This is a genomic window from Proteus sp. NMG38-2, from assembly GCF_020640995.1.
In the GTDB taxonomy this organism is placed as follows: domain Bacteria; phylum Pseudomonadota; class Gammaproteobacteria; order Enterobacterales; family Enterobacteriaceae; genus Proteus.
The window spans coordinates 1,875,869-1,893,238 of sequence record NZ_CP085481.1; the positions used below are offsets into that span (position 1 = coordinate 1,875,869).

20 protein-coding genes and 1 pseudogene are annotated in these 17,370 nt (G+C 33.2%); 12 read left to right on the plus strand and 9 right to left on the minus strand.

The window, feature by feature from the left end; genetic code table 11:
- Nucleotides 1–109: 109 nt before the first annotated feature.
- The gene (locus LG402_RS08920) at nt 110–451 is read right to left on the minus strand and encodes a DUF4377 domain-containing protein (RefSeq protein WP_166541330.1); all 342 of its coding nucleotides are present in this window, start codon (nt 449–451) and stop codon (nt 110–112) included.
- Nucleotides 452–798: 347 nt separating this feature from the next.
- On the opposite strand from LG402_RS08920, the gene zntB reads away from it, so the two are divergent.
- The gene (gene zntB, locus LG402_RS08925) at nt 799–1,782 is read left to right on the plus strand and encodes a zinc transporter ZntB (RefSeq protein WP_109408726.1); all 984 of its coding nucleotides are present in this window, start codon (nt 799–801) and stop codon (nt 1,780–1,782) included.
- Between the two features lie 313 nt (nt 1,783–2,095).
- Here the strand turns inward: zntB and ttcA are convergent, their stop codons facing one another.
- From ttcA to leuE, 3 genes are all read right to left on the minus strand, one after another.
- A complete protein-coding gene (gene ttcA, locus LG402_RS08930; RefSeq protein ID WP_109408727.1) occupies nt 2,096–3,019 on the minus strand; it encodes a tRNA 2-thiocytidine(32) synthetase TtcA in 924 nt (307 codons plus the stop codon).
- A 290-nt stretch (nt 3,020–3,309) separates the two neighbouring features.
- Nucleotides 3,310–3,867: a 4Fe-4S dicluster domain-containing protein gene (locus LG402_RS08935; RefSeq protein WP_227336815.1), complete on the minus strand. Its 558-nt coding sequence runs from the start codon at nt 3,865–3,867 to the stop codon at nt 3,310–3,312.
- A 266-nt stretch (nt 3,868–4,133) separates the two neighbouring features.
- Nucleotides 4,134–4,724 (minus strand): leucine efflux protein LeuE, encoded by a 591-nt coding sequence (leuE, locus tag LG402_RS08940; RefSeq protein WP_243733482.1) that lies wholly within the window; start codon nt 4,722–4,724, stop codon nt 4,134–4,136.
- Nucleotides 4,725–5,030: 306 nt separating this feature from the next.
- Between leuE and LG402_RS08945 the strand changes: the two genes are divergently transcribed.
- The 8 genes from LG402_RS08945 to LG402_RS08980 all read left to right on the plus strand — a co-directional run bounded on the left by LG402_RS08945 (nt 5,031) and on the right by LG402_RS08980 (nt 10,252).
- A complete protein-coding gene (locus LG402_RS08945; RefSeq protein ID WP_166541327.1) occupies nt 5,031–5,822 on the plus strand; it encodes a nucleotidyltransferase domain-containing protein in 792 nt (263 codons plus the stop codon).
- 131 nt (nt 5,823–5,953) lie between these two features.
- Nucleotides 5,954–6,250 carry a putative quinol monooxygenase gene (locus LG402_RS08950; RefSeq protein ID WP_166541326.1) on the plus strand — a complete coding sequence of 99 codons (297 nt, stop codon included), beginning with the start codon at nt 5,954–5,956 and terminating at the stop codon, nt 6,248–6,250.
- A gap of 66 nt (nt 6,251–6,316) precedes the next feature.
- Nucleotides 6,317–6,637 carry a hypothetical protein gene (locus LG402_RS08955; RefSeq protein ID WP_166541325.1) on the plus strand — a complete coding sequence of 107 codons (321 nt, stop codon included), beginning with the start codon at nt 6,317–6,319 and terminating at the stop codon, nt 6,635–6,637.
- 69 nt (nt 6,638–6,706) lie between these two features.
- Nucleotides 6,707–7,306 carry a pentapeptide repeat-containing protein gene (locus LG402_RS08960; RefSeq protein ID WP_166541324.1) on the plus strand — a complete coding sequence of 200 codons (600 nt, stop codon included), beginning with the start codon at nt 6,707–6,709 and terminating at the stop codon, nt 7,304–7,306.
- A 439-nt stretch (nt 7,307–7,745) separates the two neighbouring features.
- Nucleotides 7,746–8,282 (plus strand): Ail/Lom family outer membrane beta-barrel protein, encoded by a 537-nt coding sequence (locus LG402_RS08965; RefSeq protein WP_166541323.1) that lies wholly within the window; start codon nt 7,746–7,748, stop codon nt 8,280–8,282.
- Nucleotides 8,283–8,613: 331 nt separating this feature from the next.
- Nucleotides 8,614–9,153 carry an Ail/Lom family outer membrane beta-barrel protein gene (locus LG402_RS08970; RefSeq protein ID WP_166541322.1) on the plus strand — a complete coding sequence of 180 codons (540 nt, stop codon included), beginning with the start codon at nt 8,614–8,616 and terminating at the stop codon, nt 9,151–9,153.
- Between the two features lie 195 nt (nt 9,154–9,348).
- Nucleotides 9,349–9,804 carry a GNAT family N-acetyltransferase gene (locus tag LG402_RS08975; RefSeq protein WP_227336816.1) on the plus strand — a complete coding sequence of 152 codons (456 nt, stop codon included), beginning with the start codon at nt 9,349–9,351 and terminating at the stop codon, nt 9,802–9,804.
- A gap of 166 nt (nt 9,805–9,970) precedes the next feature.
- Nucleotides 9,971–10,252 carry a hypothetical protein gene (locus LG402_RS08980; protein ID WP_227336817.1) on the plus strand — a complete coding sequence of 94 codons (282 nt, stop codon included), beginning with the start codon at nt 9,971–9,973 and terminating at the stop codon, nt 10,250–10,252.
- 97 nt (nt 10,253–10,349) lie between these two features.
- Here the strand turns inward: LG402_RS08980 and LG402_RS08985 are convergent, their stop codons facing one another.
- The 3 genes from LG402_RS08985 to cls form a co-directional block, all read right to left on the minus strand.
- Nucleotides 10,350–10,547: a hypothetical protein gene (locus LG402_RS08985; protein ID WP_109408737.1), complete on the minus strand. Its 198-nt coding sequence runs from the start codon at nt 10,545–10,547 to the stop codon at nt 10,350–10,352.
- A 104-nt stretch (nt 10,548–10,651) separates the two neighbouring features.
- Complete coding sequence (locus LG402_RS08990; RefSeq protein WP_409076918.1) at nt 10,652–10,981, minus strand: HI1450 family dsDNA-mimic protein; 330 nt, start codon at nt 10,979–10,981, stop codon at nt 10,652–10,654.
- Nucleotides 10,982–11,063: 82 nt separating this feature from the next.
- A complete protein-coding gene (gene cls / locus LG402_RS08995; RefSeq protein ID WP_109408739.1) occupies nt 11,064–12,524 on the minus strand; it encodes a cardiolipin synthase in 1,461 nt (486 codons plus the stop codon).
- Between the two features lie 305 nt (nt 12,525–12,829).
- Between cls and LG402_RS09000 the strand changes: the two genes are divergently transcribed.
- Both LG402_RS09000 and tonB read left to right on the plus strand, forming a co-directional pair.
- Entirely contained in the window at nt 12,830–13,012 is a 183-nt protein-coding gene (locus LG402_RS09000) for a YciY family protein (RefSeq protein ID WP_109408740.1), read from the plus strand.
- Nucleotides 13,013–13,125: 113 nt separating this feature from the next.
- A complete protein-coding gene (tonB, locus tag LG402_RS09005; protein WP_109408741.1) occupies nt 13,126–13,845 on the plus strand; it encodes a TonB system transport protein TonB in 720 nt (239 codons plus the stop codon).
- Between the two features lie 143 nt (nt 13,846–13,988).
- Here the strand turns inward: tonB and yciA are convergent, their stop codons facing one another.
- Nucleotides 13,989–14,420: an acyl-CoA thioester hydrolase YciA gene (yciA, locus tag LG402_RS09010; protein WP_006536988.1), complete on the minus strand. Its 432-nt coding sequence runs from the start codon at nt 14,418–14,420 to the stop codon at nt 13,989–13,991.
- Between the two features lie 255 nt (nt 14,421–14,675).
- Nucleotides 14,676–15,224, minus strand: a pseudogene (locus LG402_RS09015) (septation protein A); the annotation flags it as partial.
- Nucleotides 15,225–15,532: 308 nt separating this feature from the next.
- Here LG402_RS09015 and LG402_RS09020 point away from each other — a divergent pair.
- On the plus strand, nt 15,533–17,338 hold the full coding sequence (locus tag LG402_RS09020) for a SulP family inorganic anion transporter (RefSeq protein WP_167395482.1): 1,806 nt from the start codon (nt 15,533–15,535) through the stop codon (nt 17,336–17,338).
- Nucleotides 17,339–17,370 lie beyond the last annotated feature (32 nt).

The following is a 17,370-nucleotide window of genomic DNA, read 5'->3' on the forward strand; positions in this document are numbered from 1 at the left end:
ATAAGTTTTATTAATTTGTTAATAAGAAACTATCAGAAGAATAATATCAATAGATAAATGACTCACAATAGCGAATACGGTCTATTGTGAGTTTAAATTAAGTAAAAAATTATTTTTTATCGACAATTTCTACCAGTGTATATTTTACGCTAGGTGCATCAGCTGGTGGATTAGGAATATCTGTAACATTTACTTTTAATGTGTATTCAGTACCTGCTTTATATTCAAAACCTTCAATGTTCTGATAGAAAAGGGACCATTCGCCTGAAGGGAGCTCTTTCACCTTCATGCATTTCATTGGTGCAACACCGACACAATCATAAAGTTGTGAATCGACTAGAAGTGTTTTTGTTATATCAGAAGTAGAGGCAGTATTAGCACTTTCAGTCGATGTTGCATCATTGCATCCAGCTAAAAGCAAAAATAAAGGAATAGCGAGAAATTTTTTCATATTGATGACCTTATTTTTAGGTTGCAATAAATGTATAAGATAATATTTAGTATACACTAGGGATCTAATTATTATAAATTACAGTAGATAAAATTTTTCCTATAAATAAAGTAAGTTACCTATAGATATTTCTAGTATTAATATACTAACGTAATTATCCGAATTGGATTTAGTGTAATAATCCTAAAGTGGAGAATATAAATAGAAGTTTTAGATTAATTATACAAAAATAGTGTTGATATACAGTGAGCTAGAAAAAAGTATAAAATAAAACATTGAAAAATAATTAGATAAAGAGACGATAAATTAATCTATTGCGACTAAAGCAAGCGTACGGAGGAAACTAAATGAAAACAATTAATGACTCTATTTTGCAAGATTCAGATGCAATTTACACCGCGCAACTTGATGGTCATGGTGGAGTAATAGAAATAACAGCAGATACAATCGCTACAAACGATAATCCTTATTGGATACATTTGGACTATCGTAAGCCACAAAGTGCGAAATGGATAGAGGAAACAGAAGCACTTCCACCTATTGCCAAAGATGTATTATTAGCAGAGAACATCAGACCAAAAGCACAAAGGATTGGTGAAGGTGTCGTCATCAATTTGCAAACAATTAATAATAATCCTAATGATAGACCTGATGAACTAGTCGCATTCAGAATTTATATTAACAGCCAAACAATTGTTTCGAGTCGTCATCGTCGAGTTAATTCAGTGGATTCTGTTATTCATACCTTAGAGTTAGGCAGTGGACCTGAAAGCAGTGGTGATTGGCTTATAACTATGGCAGATGCTGTTACTGATGAAATAGGTGAATTTGTTGAAACTTTGCATGACCAATTAATTGAACTCGAAGATATGATCCTTGATCAACAAATACCAGCAAGAGGTGAACTCGCATTATTAAGAAAACAGTTAATAGTTTTGCGTCGCTACATGGCTCCGCAACGAGATGTATTTTCTAGGCTTTCTATCGAAAAATTACCATGGATGAGTGATAGCGATAGAGTCACAATGCTCGAAATATCAGAAAGACTTTCTCGACGTTTAGAGGATTTGGACAGTAGTATTTCTCGTACAGCGGTGATCGCTGATGAAATAACATCAATGATGGCAGATGCGATGAATAGACGTACTTACACTATGTCATTAATGGCGATGTTATTTTTACCAACGACATTTCTAACAGGGCTATTTGGTGTCAATTTAGGCGGAATTCCTGGAAATGAATTCCCTTATGGTTTTGCCATTTTTTGTTTATCTCTCTTTGTTTTGATTGTGATTGTTACTTGGTGGTTAAAGCGTAGTAGATGGTTGTAAAAATTCAGCAAATTAATCGTAACTAAATGGATTTAAAAAAGAATTCTCTAACCCTGTTTGAGATATATCAATTTTTTAAAATAGAACATCTGGCATTATAACTCTCGCAGGTGAATACAACGTTGAGCGATGAACGTTGTGCTCCATAATTGTAGTTTTTCTCATATTGAGTTCTTAATACAGAATAATTGACCATTATTACACCGATGTTTATTAACATCGGTTTTTTTTTGCTCAAATTTATTGTTGGTGATTATTTGGTCATAAAAGTCCTAAGCCTTGAAAACAAGACTTAGGATTAGGATATCGTGTTTTATTTCACTTCAATAATATCGAGTTTATTTTGGCTAAAGTCGGGACGTTCATCATCTTCTTCTTGGAACATCACGGGTACGGTTGGAATATCATCTTTATCAAAAGCTAAATCGCCACCATTAATGACTTCATCCCCATGTTTGATATTAGCAAAATCAAATAATTGAGTATCACATAAGTGTGATGGAACAATATTCTGTGTTGCTCTAAACATAGTTTCAATACGTCCAGGGTAACGCTTATCCCAATCTCTTAGCATCTCTTTAATAACTTGACGTTGTAGATTAGGCTGTGAACCACAAAGATTACACGGGATAATTGGGAACTGTTTTGCTTGTGCAAAACGCTCAATATCTTTTTCACGAGCATAAGCAAGAGGGCGAATAACGATTTGTTTACCATCATCACTCATTAATTTAGGTGGCATACCTTTAAGTTTTCCACCATAAAACATATTTAAGAATAATGTTTCTAAAATATCATCACGATGATGTCCTAGCGCAATCTTAGTAGCACCCAACTCTGTCGCTGTACGATACAAAATACCACGACGTAAACGAGAGCATAAAGAGCAGGTTGTTTTACCTTCAGGAATAATATCTTTGACAATTCCATAGGTATTTTCTTCAACAATTCTATATTCCACACCGAGCTCATTTAAATACTCTGGTAAAATATGCTCAGGAAATCCAGGTTGTTTTTGGTCTAAATTCACGGCAATAAGTGAAAAATTAATTGGCGCACTTTTTTGCAGATTCATTAAGATAGAAAGTAGAGTGTAACTATCTTTACCACCAGAAAGGCAGACCATGATTTTATCGCCATCTTCTATCATATTAAAGTCAGCGATAGCTTGCCCAACATCGCGGCGTAAGCGTTTTTGTAGTTTGTTGAAATTATACTGTTCTTTTGGAATGCTCATTTTTACGGTTCTATATCGTTGCTGATTATTCTGTAACTTGCTAACCAAGGCTTTGTTTTCTATCTCGAACGTTGAATGATTTAAAAGCTATATAAATCAATAAAATGTTTTATAACTCATTTGATGAGTGGTTTGGAAAACAAAGTTATTTATGGCAAGAAAATGGATAAGTCGCTAATGATAGCAGATGGCAGGGTAGTTTCGATATAGATAACTACAGTTAAGCGATTTCAAGGTAGTAAAAAGTAAGAAGTAATAGCCTTATAGAAATGGATAAGGCTATTGTAATTTTAAATAGATATTCCCTGTATATTAAGATCTTCGCGTAAAATCGAGTTTTTTCTACGTTCAGCAGTCAATTGTGTTAGATCGTTATCAGAGACTAAAATTAAGGCGTCTTGAGGACAATATTCAACACAGGCAGGCCCTTGTTCTCTATGATTACATAAATCACATTTGATGATATCAACTTGGAAATGTTGGCCAAGATCTAAAAATGAAGTTGGGGAGGTGTTGTTTTTTTTCTCAAGCTCAATGGCGCCAAAAGGGCAAGCTAAAAGACAGGCTCTACATCCAATACAATTTTCAGGGTGTGTTTCAACAAAGTTTTCACCACGTACTAATGCTTGTGTTTGGCAAGCTTGTGCACAAGGTGCATCTTCACATTGATGGCAAACAGAAGCAGTAAACTGATGCATTAATTTAATAATATGTATTCTAGGATGAAAATTCTTTTTATTGAGAAAATCATTTCCATCTTTTTCTGATGTGTGACCGACTGAACAAACGACTTCGCACGTCTTACAGCCAATACATTTTTTAGAATCAATAACAATTTGGCTATTCATCTCAATACCTATCTATAAGGATATGTATTTTATGATATATCGATAATGGGAGTGTTTTAATAATATTAATCAAATTTATATTAAATAAATGAGGTTAAATAATAATAAAATAAAAATAGCCTTTAAAACTAAAATAGAATGAGAATGAATATTATTTAATAAAATAATAGGAGTGGAATTTTACAAATATACGTAAATAATCGTATATAAAAAAATGGCAATCTTATTCTGATTGCCATCTCTTTAATAAGGATTGTTATTAAAAATCAGGATGATAATGTTGCTAGTTTAGTCGCGAATCCCATAAAGAAAAGCCCAATAACACCATTGCCTAATTTTGCAATATTTTTACGTGAGCCAAAGAAGCGGGCAAGGGCTACACCACCAAATATTAGAAAAGAGAGATAAATAAAGCTAAACGCTTCAAGCATGGAAGCAAGAATTAAATAAGATAATCCAGTATGTGCATAATTAAAATCTATAAACTGAACAAAAAATGAAATATAAAATAGAATCGCTTTAGGATTGGTCATGCTTAATGTAAGCGCTTTTCTGAAAACGTGTTTCTGTACTGTCGTTGTTTGTTCTGAATATACTTTTTTGGAGAAAAAAGTTGCATGGATAATCTTTATTCCTAAATAAAGGAGGTAAAAAGCACCTAAAAAACGGACAATAGTAAAGAGTACAGGAGAGGCTTTTATAACAGATGCGACACCAATAAAGGCGAGAAAAATTAAAATAGCATCACCTAAAAAGACACCGAATGCAGCACGATAGCCATCCCTGACGCCCCCTGATGCGCTTGTTTTTAGCACATAAAGTGTATTAGGGCCAGGAACCAGGATAATAAAAAACATGCCTGCAAGGTATGTCCAGATATTGAGTACACCAAATTGTTCAAGCCACACGTTAACCCCCAAAATCTTACTTTCTCTGTATTACTTAATGAATGGTTATTATATAAAGAGAATCAGTATTATTTAAACGTATATTTTTATCGATATTGAGAATAAATGTTTGATATTTACTGCCTACTGTGTGAGAAACAGACCTTTTTTATTGTTTCAAAACAGGTTGCTGCATCGTTTTGTTTTTTATGTATTGCGTCTTGCTAAGAAAGAGTTAGGGTTTAATTATATATAGATTTTCCATAAAGGTAAGCTATGACAATTTCTCAAGTAGGTAAAATAAAGTTACCTTCCACAAAGTGTTTTCAATCATCATTTCAATCTGTTATTACTGATGTCACTGAGCAACTTTCTCAATTGTTAAAAGAAAGGTTACATAGCATATATGTTTATGGCAGTGTGGCTAATGGATGCGCAACAGAGGGAATATCAGACTTAGATATTTGCTTAATTTTAAATCATGAAATAAACGAAAGCGAAATTCACCTGTTAGATAATGCAAGAGCAATATTAGAAAAACAACACTCTATTGTCAGCAAAATTGATTTCGATATTGGTGTTTTAAGCGAGGTATTGGCGCCTAACAATTTATACAGTTGGGGCTATTGGTTAAAACATCACTGTCGTTGTATTTTTGGTGATGATTTAACTCAATATTTTTTACCATTCTCACCATCAAGAAAAATTGCCTTGGCAATAAATGGTGATTTTGTACAAGTTATAGATAGCTATATTAAACAGATAGATGAAAGGCAGTTGGCTATTGAAAAACATCACTTACAAAGGGCAATAGCGCGTAAACTTATTCGCTCAACAAATATTTTACGTAGTGAAAAAGATGAATATTGGCCTGAAATACTAGAAGACTTTGTAAAAATAGTAGAAGCAAATTATCCAGATCAACAAAAAAGTATTAATTATCTTTTATCTAAAAGCATAAACCCAATCGATGATATAAATGTGTTTATACAAAAAGCAAAGCTATTTACTCATTGGTTAGAAGTCGAGTGTTTAAAGAAAGATAAAGAGGATAGCCTGAAAAACTAAGGCGGTTTTTATTCTTTTAAAGAAGCATTTTTCTTTTGTAAAAAGTCTAGATCTCTTAAGTCAACTAGACTATATTTGGCTGTGTTTTTATACAGCATCTTGTGTTATTCAATTACGGTAAGGAAAATGTGATGTTAAAAGTGATTGCTGAAGATTTTATTAAAACAGAAGCGATAGAAATTGTTTTACCTCTTTATCGTGAGCTTGTTGAAGCGACTAAAAAAGAGCCTCTTTGTATTAGCTATAATTTATATGTTGATGAAAAAGATCCAGGCCACTTTGTCTTTGTTGAACAATGGCCAGATCATGCTGCGCTTGATACACATTGTGCTAGTGAACATTTTCAGCGGCTAGTTCCGATGATCAATGCATATAAAAAAGCTGAGCCTAAATTTTTGCTTATGGCAGATGCTTTTGATGAAAATTAAAAGTAATAAACCTTGTCTCAATTATAGTGAATACACTAAATTTTAAGAAATAAAACAAGAGAGATGATGATGTTAGCGAAATATATATCTCAAATTGTAAACCAAGAAGATAATTATCAAATTTTAAGTACTCAGAAACTTTGGGATAACTTAGCAGAAATAACCAGAGCAACTCATAGCTGGTTATTTCCTGATGGTGTCATCTTGAAATGCACAGAAGAGATAGAAACAGAGTTCTATGATAATGACGCTCAATGTCCCGAACATTGGATCACTTGGGAAATTGTAGAATCGAATAACAAAATTATCTCTCCTTGTCGGAAAGAATTTTTTAATTTATGTCAGCAAAGTTTTTGGTTAAAAATGCAACTTGCTAATAATATATAAACATAAAATAAACTTTACTCTAGGCCTGTTTTATCTCTAGATTAATATACATTTCTATTGAGTTCATATATGGAAAATTTAAAGAGTAATCAAGAATATTTAGATAGAACTTTTACTAAACTTGATATTAATGAATTGGCACTTAGCAATGTTATTTTTGAGGAATGTGAATTTCACCAGTGTAATTTTTTATCTGCTGAGCTATTGCATTGCAAGTTTGTACATTGCTTATTTGAACAATGTAATTTAAGTTTAGCTAATTTTCCTAATACTCGATTTTCTAATACTGAATTTGTTGAATGTAAACTTGTTGGTATTGATTGGACAAAAGCGCATTGGCCAAAATTCGATCTTTATTCTCAACTCAGTTTTAAAAATAGCATTTTAAGCGGATGTAACTTTTTTGGATTAAAACTGAGCGAATCTATTTTTGAAGAGTGTAGATTACATGATGTGGATTTTAGAAATGCGGAGCTTCAAAGATCACTTATGGTTGGTTCTGATTTTTCTAATAGTTTGTTTATGCAAACAAATTTAGAAGGGGTTGATTTTACTCATTCGCATTCTTTTGATATTGATATTCGGCAAAATAAAATGACGAAAGCAATTTTTTCTAAAATAGAAGCACTCGATTTACTTAAATATCTTGATATTAAATTGATCGATTAATCACCATAGAGAGTTAAGTGATATTTAATTTGAGGTTACTTCGTAGCATAAATATTTAAATTATTTAAAATAAAAGCCATATTGTATTAATAATAAAATATATTTACTTTAGTTGGCAGTTAATTTTTTTACTTTTAATAAATAATAAAATATTAATAATAGATGGAAAATAAAAAATCTAATTAAAATTTAAAATAAGTTTTTTTATAATTTATAGACTTAATATTCCCTTAATAATAGAGAAAAATAAGGTAAGTTTGTTGTTGAGACAGATGGTCTTTTAATTATCAATTTAACCATAATAATTTCTTTATAAAAATAAATTAATAACGTATTATTTATAAATAAAATTTATTGAGTATTAAACTCAATTTAATAAGAGAGCTAAATTCTAGTTTAGTTCCTTTTTTCTATCCTTTGCTTTATATAGAGAATAAAAATGAATCGTAATTTATTTCTATCCACTTCGTTGTTAGCTATTTCTACACTTTCTTTTAATGTACAAGCCGCGTTAGATAATACTTTATCATTAGGTTATGCTCAAAGTTCAATTAAATTGAATGATGATAAAATAGATGATAATCCTAAAGGGGTTAACTTTAAGTATAACCATGAATTTGATAATGAGTGGGGGGTTATTGGATCACTGACGTATACAAAATTAACCTATAATTATTATAGTCGTTGGGGAAAAATTGGTTCAAGTGAAATTGACTATGTTTCATTAACGGCTGGCCCTAGTTATCGTTTTAATGACTATTTTAGTGCATATGGTTTAATTGGTCTTGGTCACGTTAGTCAAGAAGATAAATATTATTATGTTAATGATACATACAGCAAAACGTCCATGGCTTATGGATTAGGTTTGCAAATTAATCCAATCCCAAACGTAGCAATTGATGCATCTTATGAATATTCAAAATTTGATAATGCAAAATTCGGTACTTGGGTATTAGGTGTCGGTTATCGTTTCTAATATTAAGCTGATAAATAATATTTTTAAAAGGTCACATTATGTGGCCTTTTAAAAATCACATCATAAAATTAGAATTAACATTCCATTTAACACTTTATTCTAAATTTAAATACTTTTCATTTGTTTCTATTTCAGTTTAAATATCATTTTTTGTCTATTTGTTAAAATATAATATTTATTATTAATTTATAAATAACAATATATTTATTTTCTTCAATTTTTTATTTATTATTTAAGTGTGGATTTCACTTTATAACACTAAATTAATTTTAATGCTAATTATATTTTGGTGTTTTATTTTATTGTAGAATTTAATTTATCGGGAAATATAATGAAATATAAATTATTTATTTCAATGATTATGATTGTTTTGTCAACACTATCTTTTAGTACATCGGCAACATTGAAAAATACATTTTCTTTAGGTTATGCACAAAGTCAATTAAAAATGGATAGTAATAATGTAACTGATACGCCTAAAGGTATTAATGTTAAATATAATTATAAATTAATGAATGATTGGGGCATGTTTGGCTCATTTACATATAATAAAGAAAAGTATTCTTTTGATATTAATGATAGTAAAGGGAATATAAATTATAATTATTACTTATTCTCTATAGGCCCAAGTTATCGTTTTAATGAATATATAAATTTATATGGTTTGATTGGTATTAGCTCAATTAACATGAAATTAAACTGTGAAAATAACTCTGGTAATATTCATTTCAATAAGATATCAAATAGTTATGGTGCGGGCTTACAATATAACCCGGTTGCAAAACTTGCTATTGATGCATCTTACGAATACTCAAAGTTAAATAATATCGAATTTGGTACATGGGTGATCGGGCTTGGTTATCGATTCTAATTTTATTACGGTTAATTATAAAAAATAGATAAATTTTCTTTTTGATAAAAAGGGTTGGTAATATGTTTATCAACCTTTATTTGAAAAATATAAGTTCATCGCTATAACTTAACATACAAAAAAATTATAATTTTTAATTATTCTTATTCAGATATAATAAATCATATTAAAAAATAATTTTTATTAGGAAATTATATGTTAACTATAATAAAAGCAGAACCTTCACACTATGATGAAATGATTACAGTTTGGGAGTCATCGGTTAGAGCTACGCATGCATTTCTATCTGAAAATATTATTTTATCTCTTAAAAAAAATATTGTAGAAAAGTATTTTCCTATGCTTAATACCTATATTGCGATAGACAATAATAATGTTATTCATGGGATCTTGGGTGCGGCAGAAAATAAATTAGAAATGCTCTTTGTTGATGCAAATTCTAGAGGGAATGGTTGTGGTAAATTGCTTACAACTTTTGCGATAAATACATTGCATATTGATGAGTTAGATGTAAACGAGCAAAATCCTCAAGCAATTGGTTTTTATCTTTATATTGGATTTGAGCAAGTAGGGCGCTCTGAAGTAGATGGGCAAGGAAATCCTTTTCCATTATTGCATTTAAGATTAAATAAAAATAAGTATAAATACTGAGAAAAATATTAAAGATATAAAATAGAAGAGACAGTGAAAATTATTATTATTTATCTTATATAAATAATAATTATCCACTTAAATTTGATTTATATCGTAATAACACTCATGATTTAATGAAATAATTTTTTCATAAATTAATAAATAATATAATAGTGGAATTATTATGAAAAAAAATTTAGTGATTATTTTATCTTTATTCACCCTATCGGCTTGCTCTGAGTCACAAGAAAATAGAGTGATTGAATATTGCATGGATACATTGAATATTTATAGCACAGTAACAAACGAGCAGTGTCTGTGTTTTTATAATGAAGCGCGTGATAAATTTTCTTCAACTGAAATTGATAGAATGATCAAATCACCACCAATAAAACAAGATAGTACGCTCACAAGAGAAGGTACAATGTTTTTAACTATTGCTCATTCATCAAAATGCTTTGAGTGAATTACCCATATCAAAGGTAAAAATAGGTGAAAGGTACTAATTGCTTATGCTTATATTGCTTATGCTTATATAGTGTTTTTCATTTTCTATACCATTATTACCAAAGATATTGCATAAAGGGTAAATAAGCAAAAACTAAAGCGATGAACATAAACAAAAGACGAAATAATATTTTTTGTGTTTTTATTGTGGCATAGAGCATGACGATAATAACTGCTACGCAGATATACCAGTAAAATGCTCCAAAGAAAGCTAAGGCAAAAATAGCATCAATAATAAAGTGACTATCACTCATTTATTTCTCTCTGACATAAAAAATCACCTACTAAAACATAAGCAGGTGAAGATAAAGGTAATTATCAGGTGCGCAGTAAAACCGCGTTCTTCAGGGGGCGGATATCAAGATTTCCAAATAATATGGAACATAGGCTGTAATGGATCGCGACTAATTAGGACACGACCAAAAATATCATCAATATCGGAATCGTCATCAGGTGCAAGACCAATAATCACTTCGCTAAAGCGAGCAGGTGTAACAGGAAGGCCGACAATAAACTGCCAATCATTACCTAATGGAACCACTTCAGCTGCGCCTCTTTCTTCAAATTGCAGGTTAAATAGTAATTGATCTGCAACATCCAAATTATCGACTGCTTGAGCTAAAAATAAATCATAAGCTTGTTCTAGCGCTTCATCTTCACTAATTAAGGTTGGTTCATTCATGGTAATGCCTGTTTATTATTCCAATAATTATCGCGTTGTTTGTATGATATTTTTGCTCATTTAGCAAAATATATTGTTACCTTTCTGATTATAACAGAGGGCTAAAGAAATAGCAGATACGCTCTAATACACGATTTAAGAATGGTCGTTTTTCCCATTCATCCATAGTTAATTCTGTAGAGCGAGCAATATAATCATACTGAACAATGCTTAAATCACTTCCAAAACCTTCATCATCAATAACAACGGTAATTTCAAAATTTAACCACAAACTACGCATATCAAGATTTACTGAACCTACCATACTGAGTTGCCCATCAACCATGACGCTTTTGGTATGTAATAAGCCATCTTCAAACTGAAAGACTTTCACACCTGCTTCGAGCATTTCTGTAAAAAATGCACGACTTGCCCAACGCACAAGAAAAGAGTCATTACTACGAGGCACTATAATACTTACCTCAACACCACGCATTGCTGCGGTTGAGATGGCATGTGCAAGATCGTCACTAGGTACAAAATAAGGTGTTGTGAGTACTAATTCTTTTCTTGCAGAATAAATAGCTGTGATTAAGGATTGTTGAATAAGCTCATCAGGAAATCCTGGGCCTGATGCGATAACCTGTGTTGTGTGACCACTTTCTTGTTCACAAGGCATGATATTATCATCAGGCGGTGGTGGTAAGTGACGTTCTCCGGTTTCCATTTCCCAATCAAAGGCATAAATCATCCCTAAAGTGGTTGAAACAGGGCCTTCCATTCTTACCATAATATCAATCCATTGACCGACGCCTGAATCTTGTTTGAAATAACGAGGATCAACCATATTCATACTTCCTGTGTAGGAAATATAGTTATCAATTAAGACGATTTTTCGATGCTGGCGCAAATCCATACGGCGCAAGAAAAAACGGAATAAATTAACATGCAATGATTCGACAAACTCAATACCTGCCGCCCTCATCACATCAGGGCCTTTAGTTCGAAAGAAATTCCAACTACCAGCTGAGTCAACCATGATCCTACATTTTACGCCACGTTTAGCCGCTCTAATTAATGCCTCGGTGACTTCATCAACTAAACCACCTGATTGCCAAATATAAAAGACCATTTCAATGTTGTCGCGTGCATTGTTAATATCACGTGTAATCGAATTGAGAGAATCTTCACAGGTTGTTAAAAGCTCAATTTTGTTACCTTTAACCCCTTTAATGCCCTGACGTTTAGCCGTTAATTGGAAAAGAGGTGTTGCAACATCACTCGTACTTGTCGCAAAGATATGCTTGCATTTTCTTAAGTCTTCAAGCCATGCAACAACAGAAGGCCACATTTGTTTAGCATGCTCAACGCGTCGTTTACCAAGATGTAATTCACCAAAGGCAAAATAAGCGATAACCCCAACTAGTGGCAGGATATAAATGATTAATAACCATGTCATGGTTGATGTGACGGGTCGTCGGTGCATTAGGACACGAAATGTGACCCCCGCAATTAATAGCCAATAGAAGAAAAAGGTTAGCCAACTTAATACAGTATAAAATGTTGTCATAGTAGAGCTATTTTCCGTTGAAAATGAATTGCATGAATGAGCAAAAGGCAATTTACTAAAAATAGTTCATTATTTTTGTTATTTGCCGAATGTTGTTATTAAATCAGGATTATTATCTCTGTCAAATCTCTTTATTGAGAGATAAGCATTAAATAAGCGATAAGATACAACCCATTATTTATTTTTTCTTTGTGAGAAATGCTCAAAGAATGGATGAAATTCAAGCAAATTATAAATCGCCCCTTGGATCACAAAATGAACGTCTTATAATACACCACTTATTCGAAAAAATAGGTGCTGATAGCATGAGACACAGTAGGAATGAAGTTGCACGTTGGCGAATGATGAGACAGGTATTACGTAAACGTCGTCGATGGTTAGAAGGGCAATCTCGTCGTAATTTCCGAATTTATAAACTGCGTAAACTTGATACTTCTAAAAAACATAGAGCGCTTTTGTTTGTTCAACACATAGAATGGAACTCATAATTCCACTTTTTAACACTTTATATCAATCATTTTGCTAAACGTTATTGAATATGATTGCTATTTGCATTTAAACTAGGGGCATTATTTTTTCTTTAGGTGAAATAAGATCAGTTATGCGTTGGAAGCTTTGGGTATTCATATCACTCTGTCTGCATGCCTCACTTGTTGCGGCAGCGATGTTGTATGTTGTAGAAGATAAGCCAGTTACACCTGAGCCTATCTCTATACAAATGTTAGCATTTGCTGCAGATGAGCCTGCTGGCGAACCAGAACCTGTGGTTGAAGAAGTCACACCTCCAGAGCCTGAACCGGTTGTCGAGCCTGAACCCGAACCAGAGCCTGAGCCTATTCCAGATGTGAAGCCTGTTATCGAAAAACCAATAGAGAAAAAACCAGAACCAAAACCGAAACCTAAGCCAAAACCAGTGGACAAACCCAAACCGCCTGTTGAGCGACCACAACCTTTAGTTGTTAATAAAGGTAATGATCTCAAAAATCTTAACCCGACGGCAAAGCCAAGTGATAAAGGTGACGAAAAACCAGTTGCAGTGGCAAGTAGCGGTGAAGGCAAAGTACCTAATGCAGTACGTCAAGGTTTACCTGAATATCCACCACGAGCACGCGCTGTGGGGATGGAAGGTTCAATTAAAGTTCGTTTTGATGTTGATGCTGATGGAAGAGTTGATAATGTAGAAATTATTTCAGCTGATCCTAAAAATGTGTTTGAGCGCGAAGTAAAAAGAGCGATGCGCCAATGGCGTTATGAAAAAATTCCTTATAAAGGAAAAGTGGTTCTGATTGAGTTCAAAATGACAGGAATATCAGCAAGCTAATTTTTATAAAATTAGTGGTTAAACAAAGTGATATCATTATTTGATACCAGATAAATAAAAGGCACTTTAATAAGTGCCTTTTTAGTATTTAATTTTTAATGTTTTCACGCTATTCGCCGTAATCGAATTGTCGTAATAGCTTTTTATTCCATTGTGCTTGTTAGCGTGAAGTGCGCTTTACCTTCAGGTAAGCGACGAGCTGAATTGTTCTCGTCAACAGCAACGTAGGTAAATACAGCCTCTGTTGCACGATAGCGTTGGCCGACAGGTTCTGTGGCGACTTTCTTAACCCAGACTTCAATATTAACAGTAATTGAAGAGTTGCCTGTTTTTAAGCAACGTGCGTAGCAACAGACGACATCGCCAACAGCAACAGGTTTAAGAAAGGTAATGCCCGTTACGCTTACAGTAACGACACGACCTAACGCAATTTCTTTTGCTAAAATTGCACCACCAATGTCCATTTGAGACATTAACCAGCCACCGAAAATATCACCATTGGCGTTAGTATCAGCAGGCATGGCAAGGGTACGTAAAACGAGCTCACCATTAGGCAAAGATTGTTGTTCAGTCATGGGGAATAATGTATCTATTAATGTTGAAACCAAGGAGATATTTACTCGTTATACTTCAAGCCGTAGCGTTACTCGTAGCAACTCATTTATTTGTCGCCTAGCTATACTTGAGTTATTTAGAGTTCACATCTCCCAATAAAATAAAAATGATTATTCAGATTTTGAATGAGCATCAGGTGATGTCGGTTTAGATGCTTGTTTTGTCATATCATCTGATAATAGGTTTTCACCATTTTTCGGGGCTTCTTCTTCAGTTTGTTCTTCTGGTAAACGATTATTCCAGATATAAACTACACTGGCGATAGTAAAGATAAAGGTCAAAATGGTTAAACCGAAGACTTTAAAATTAACCCAAGTCTCTTCTGGTAAAGAGAATGCCACGTAGATATTACCTAAGGCACAAGCAAAAAAGAAAATCACCCAAGCTATATTTACTTTTTTCCAATTAGCCGCAGGCATGGCAAGCTCTTTACCTAACATTCTTTCCATCAATGTTTTAGGTGTAAATAGTTGCATACCAATTAATACAACGGCAAAAATGGCATATATGGCCGTGACTTTCCATTTAATAAAATCAGCTGAATGGAAGAAGATAGTTAATGAGCCAAAAATAGTGACAACAATAGCCGTAATGAGTGGTGCTTTTTCAACTTTATGGAAAATAAGCCACGTCAAGCCGACTGAAATCCACGTAGCGACAATTAATGCACCTGAAGCGTAGAAAATATCTTGCCATTTATAGAAGATAAAAAACACTAATAGTGGAGCGAAATCAAGTAATTGCTTAAGCCAGCCATTTTTCATAACAAATAGGAACCTATGGTAATTAAATTCATAAACTAGGCTATTCTAATGCAAAGCGACAGGAAATGGGTAAACAATTGCATATCTTTAATTATGAAGTGCTGATTTATATAAAAAACACGGTTTTTCTCTGAAATAACTCAATGAAAAATCAACATAATTGCATTTAGGGGGAATTAAAATTAAAGCTTGAGTTATGAAAGGGGATTTAAATATCACTCTAGTATATGATTCAGTAACTCATCAACATTATCGCTACTTTTTGATGAATGCATAGATAAAAAAGTATTTCTGATAAGAGGAAATCAATGAACGGAAAAAGAATAATAAAATGGATGCCAGGATTAGGCTTATTGTTTAATTATAAGCGTGATTATTTTGGCTATGACTTAAAAGCAGGGCTTTCTGTTGCCGCCGTTGCATTGCCAGTCGCAATTGCTTATACCGAATTATTAGGGATTAACCCAATTGTTGGATTATATGCCTGTATTTTTCCGATGATTATTTATGCGTTATTTGGCACATCGCGCCAGTTAATTACAGGGCCTGATGCCGCAACCTGTGCTGTTATTGCTGCCGTTGTTATTCCATTATCTGCTGGTGACGAGAATGCTAGATGGCAACTTGCAATTATTATGACGGCAATGACGGGATTTTGGTGTATTTTAGCCAGCCATTTTCGGTTAGGGGCTTTTACTGATTTTCTATCTCGACCTATTTTACAAGGACTTTTAAATGGTGTCGCGATCACCATTATGGTTGGGCAAATCAGCAAAGTATTTGGTTTTGATACTTCCCCCGATCACCTAATTGAAAAATTAATTGAAGTTCCATTTCGATTAATGGATGCGCATTTACCCACAGTGTTAATGTCTGCAATAACATTAGCACTCTTATTAGGCATTCGTTATTTTCGTAGTCGATGGCCAGCCCCTTTAATTGCGATGGTCGTGATGACGTATTTAAGTTGGCAATTTGATTTAGCAAGCTTTGGTATTGCTATCGTAGATAAAGATGCAGGAAATGTTGATCTGTTTTTACCTGTTGTATCTATGACGGGATTCCATCCTGGTGTCTTGAGAGAATTGTTAGTTCCATCTATAAACTTGGCAGTTATTAGCTTCGTTAGTTTTATGATGACGGCCCGCAGTTTTGCCAGTAAGAACGGTTATGATGTCGATGCAGATCAAGAGTTAAAAGCGTTAGGTATTGCCAATATTGCGGCAGCGCTTTCTCAAGGATTTGCGGTTAGTGCGGCAAGTAGTCGTACTGCAGTCAATGACTCTGTTGGTGGGAAAACGCAGTTAGTTTCTATTATCGCAGCACTGGTTATTCTGCTAGTACTATTATTTATGACTGATTTTCTCGCCTATATTCCATTATCTTCATTAGGCATAGTCTTGATTGTTTCTTCATGGTCTTTACTAAGTATTCGTCATATTTGGTCTTATCGTAAACGTAATAAACAAGCATTTACCTTGGCATCATTCACCTTATTAGCTGTGTTGTTGGCAGGGCTAATTAATGGTATCGGCTTTGCCGTTTTATTAGGTTTGTTACAATTTTTACGTATTGTTTTTCGTCCAAGCGATCAATTATTGGGTGTTGATGAACAGGGTATGGTTCACTCAATGAATAAAGATAATGGCATTGAGCCTATTGATGGCTTAATGATGTATCGGTTTAATTCACCACTGACTTATTTTAATGTGGGTTATTTTAAAAAACGGGTACTCCAACTTGTTGATAATGCACCTCAACGACCAGCATGGTTAGCGGTAGATGCAGCTGTAAGCTTTACCTATGACGATGTCAGTGTGTTTGCTGCTATTGATGAACTAATACGAGAATTGCGAATAAAAGGCGTTAAATTAGTTTTAGCTGGGCGTAGAACAGAATTAAATCGTTGGATTGAACGTAATAAGATTTCACTCAATGAAGATGATTTGATTATTGCTCCTGATCTTTATTTTGTGATCCGACTTTATCAAAGCCGACAACAAATTAAAGAGAAGCAAAAAGAAGCAAGAAAAGAGGCATTAAAGCAAGAAGCTGAGAATAGCGAAGACTCGATATTAGAAGTGCCAATAGAGAGCCATGCATCAACACATTAAGCATTTTGGTTAAGTTTTACCAGTGGTGATGA

What these genes read in the sequence shown, in the direction of transcription:
- LG402_RS08945 (WP_166541327.1), top strand. Translation starts at nt 5,031, where the DNA reads ATGACAATTTCTCAAGTAGGTAAAATAAAGTTACCTTCCACAAAGTGT.
- LG402_RS08970 (WP_166541322.1), top strand. Translation starts at nt 8,614, where the DNA reads ATGAAATATAAATTATTTATTTCAATGATTATGATTGTTTTGTCAACA.
- LG402_RS08975 (WP_227336816.1), top strand. Translation starts at nt 9,349, where the DNA reads ATGTTAACTATAATAAAAGCAGAACCTTCACACTATGATGAAATGATT.
- zntB (WP_109408726.1), top strand. Translation starts at nt 799, where the DNA reads ATGAAAACAATTAATGACTCTATTTTGCAAGATTCAGATGCAATTTAC.
- LG402_RS08985 (WP_109408737.1), bottom strand. Translation starts at nt 10,547, where the DNA reads ATGAGTGATAGTCACTTTATTATTGATGCTATTTTTGCCTTAGCTTTC.
- LG402_RS08920 (WP_166541330.1), bottom strand. Translation starts at nt 451, where the DNA reads ATGAAAAAATTTCTCGCTATTCCTTTATTTTTGCTTTTAGCTGGATGC.
- LG402_RS08955 (WP_166541325.1), top strand. Translation starts at nt 6,317, where the DNA reads ATGATGTTAGCGAAATATATATCTCAAATTGTAAACCAAGAAGATAAT.
- LG402_RS09020 (WP_167395482.1), top strand. Translation starts at nt 15,533, where the DNA reads ATGAACGGAAAAAGAATAATAAAATGGATGCCAGGATTAGGCTTATTG.
- yciA (WP_006536988.1), bottom strand. Translation starts at nt 14,420, where the DNA reads ATGACTGAACAACAATCTTTGCCTAATGGTGAGCTCGTTTTACGTACC.
- ttcA (WP_109408727.1), bottom strand. Translation starts at nt 3,019, where the DNA reads ATGAGCATTCCAAAAGAACAGTATAATTTCAACAAACTACAAAAACGC.
- cls (WP_109408739.1), bottom strand. Translation starts at nt 12,524, where the DNA reads ATGACAACATTTTATACTGTATTAAGTTGGCTAACCTTTTTCTTCTAT.
- tonB (WP_109408741.1), top strand. Translation starts at nt 13,126, where the DNA reads ATGCGTTGGAAGCTTTGGGTATTCATATCACTCTGTCTGCATGCCTCA.
- LG402_RS08960 (WP_166541324.1), top strand. Translation starts at nt 6,707, where the DNA reads ATGGAAAATTTAAAGAGTAATCAAGAATATTTAGATAGAACTTTTACT.
- LG402_RS08980 (WP_227336817.1), top strand. Translation starts at nt 9,971, where the DNA reads ATGAAAAAAAATTTAGTGATTATTTTATCTTTATTCACCCTATCGGCT.
- leuE (WP_243733482.1), bottom strand. Translation starts at nt 4,724, where the DNA reads ATGTTTTTTATTATCCTGGTTCCTGGCCCTAATACACTTTATGTGCTA.
- LG402_RS09000 (WP_109408740.1), top strand. Translation starts at nt 12,830, where the DNA reads ATGAGACACAGTAGGAATGAAGTTGCACGTTGGCGAATGATGAGACAG.
- LG402_RS08950 (WP_166541326.1), top strand. Translation starts at nt 5,954, where the DNA reads ATGTTAAAAGTGATTGCTGAAGATTTTATTAAAACAGAAGCGATAGAA.
- LG402_RS08965 (WP_166541323.1), top strand. Translation starts at nt 7,746, where the DNA reads ATGAATCGTAATTTATTTCTATCCACTTCGTTGTTAGCTATTTCTACA.
- LG402_RS08935 (WP_227336815.1), bottom strand. Translation starts at nt 3,867, where the DNA reads ATGAATAGCCAAATTGTTATTGATTCTAAAAAATGTATTGGCTGTAAG.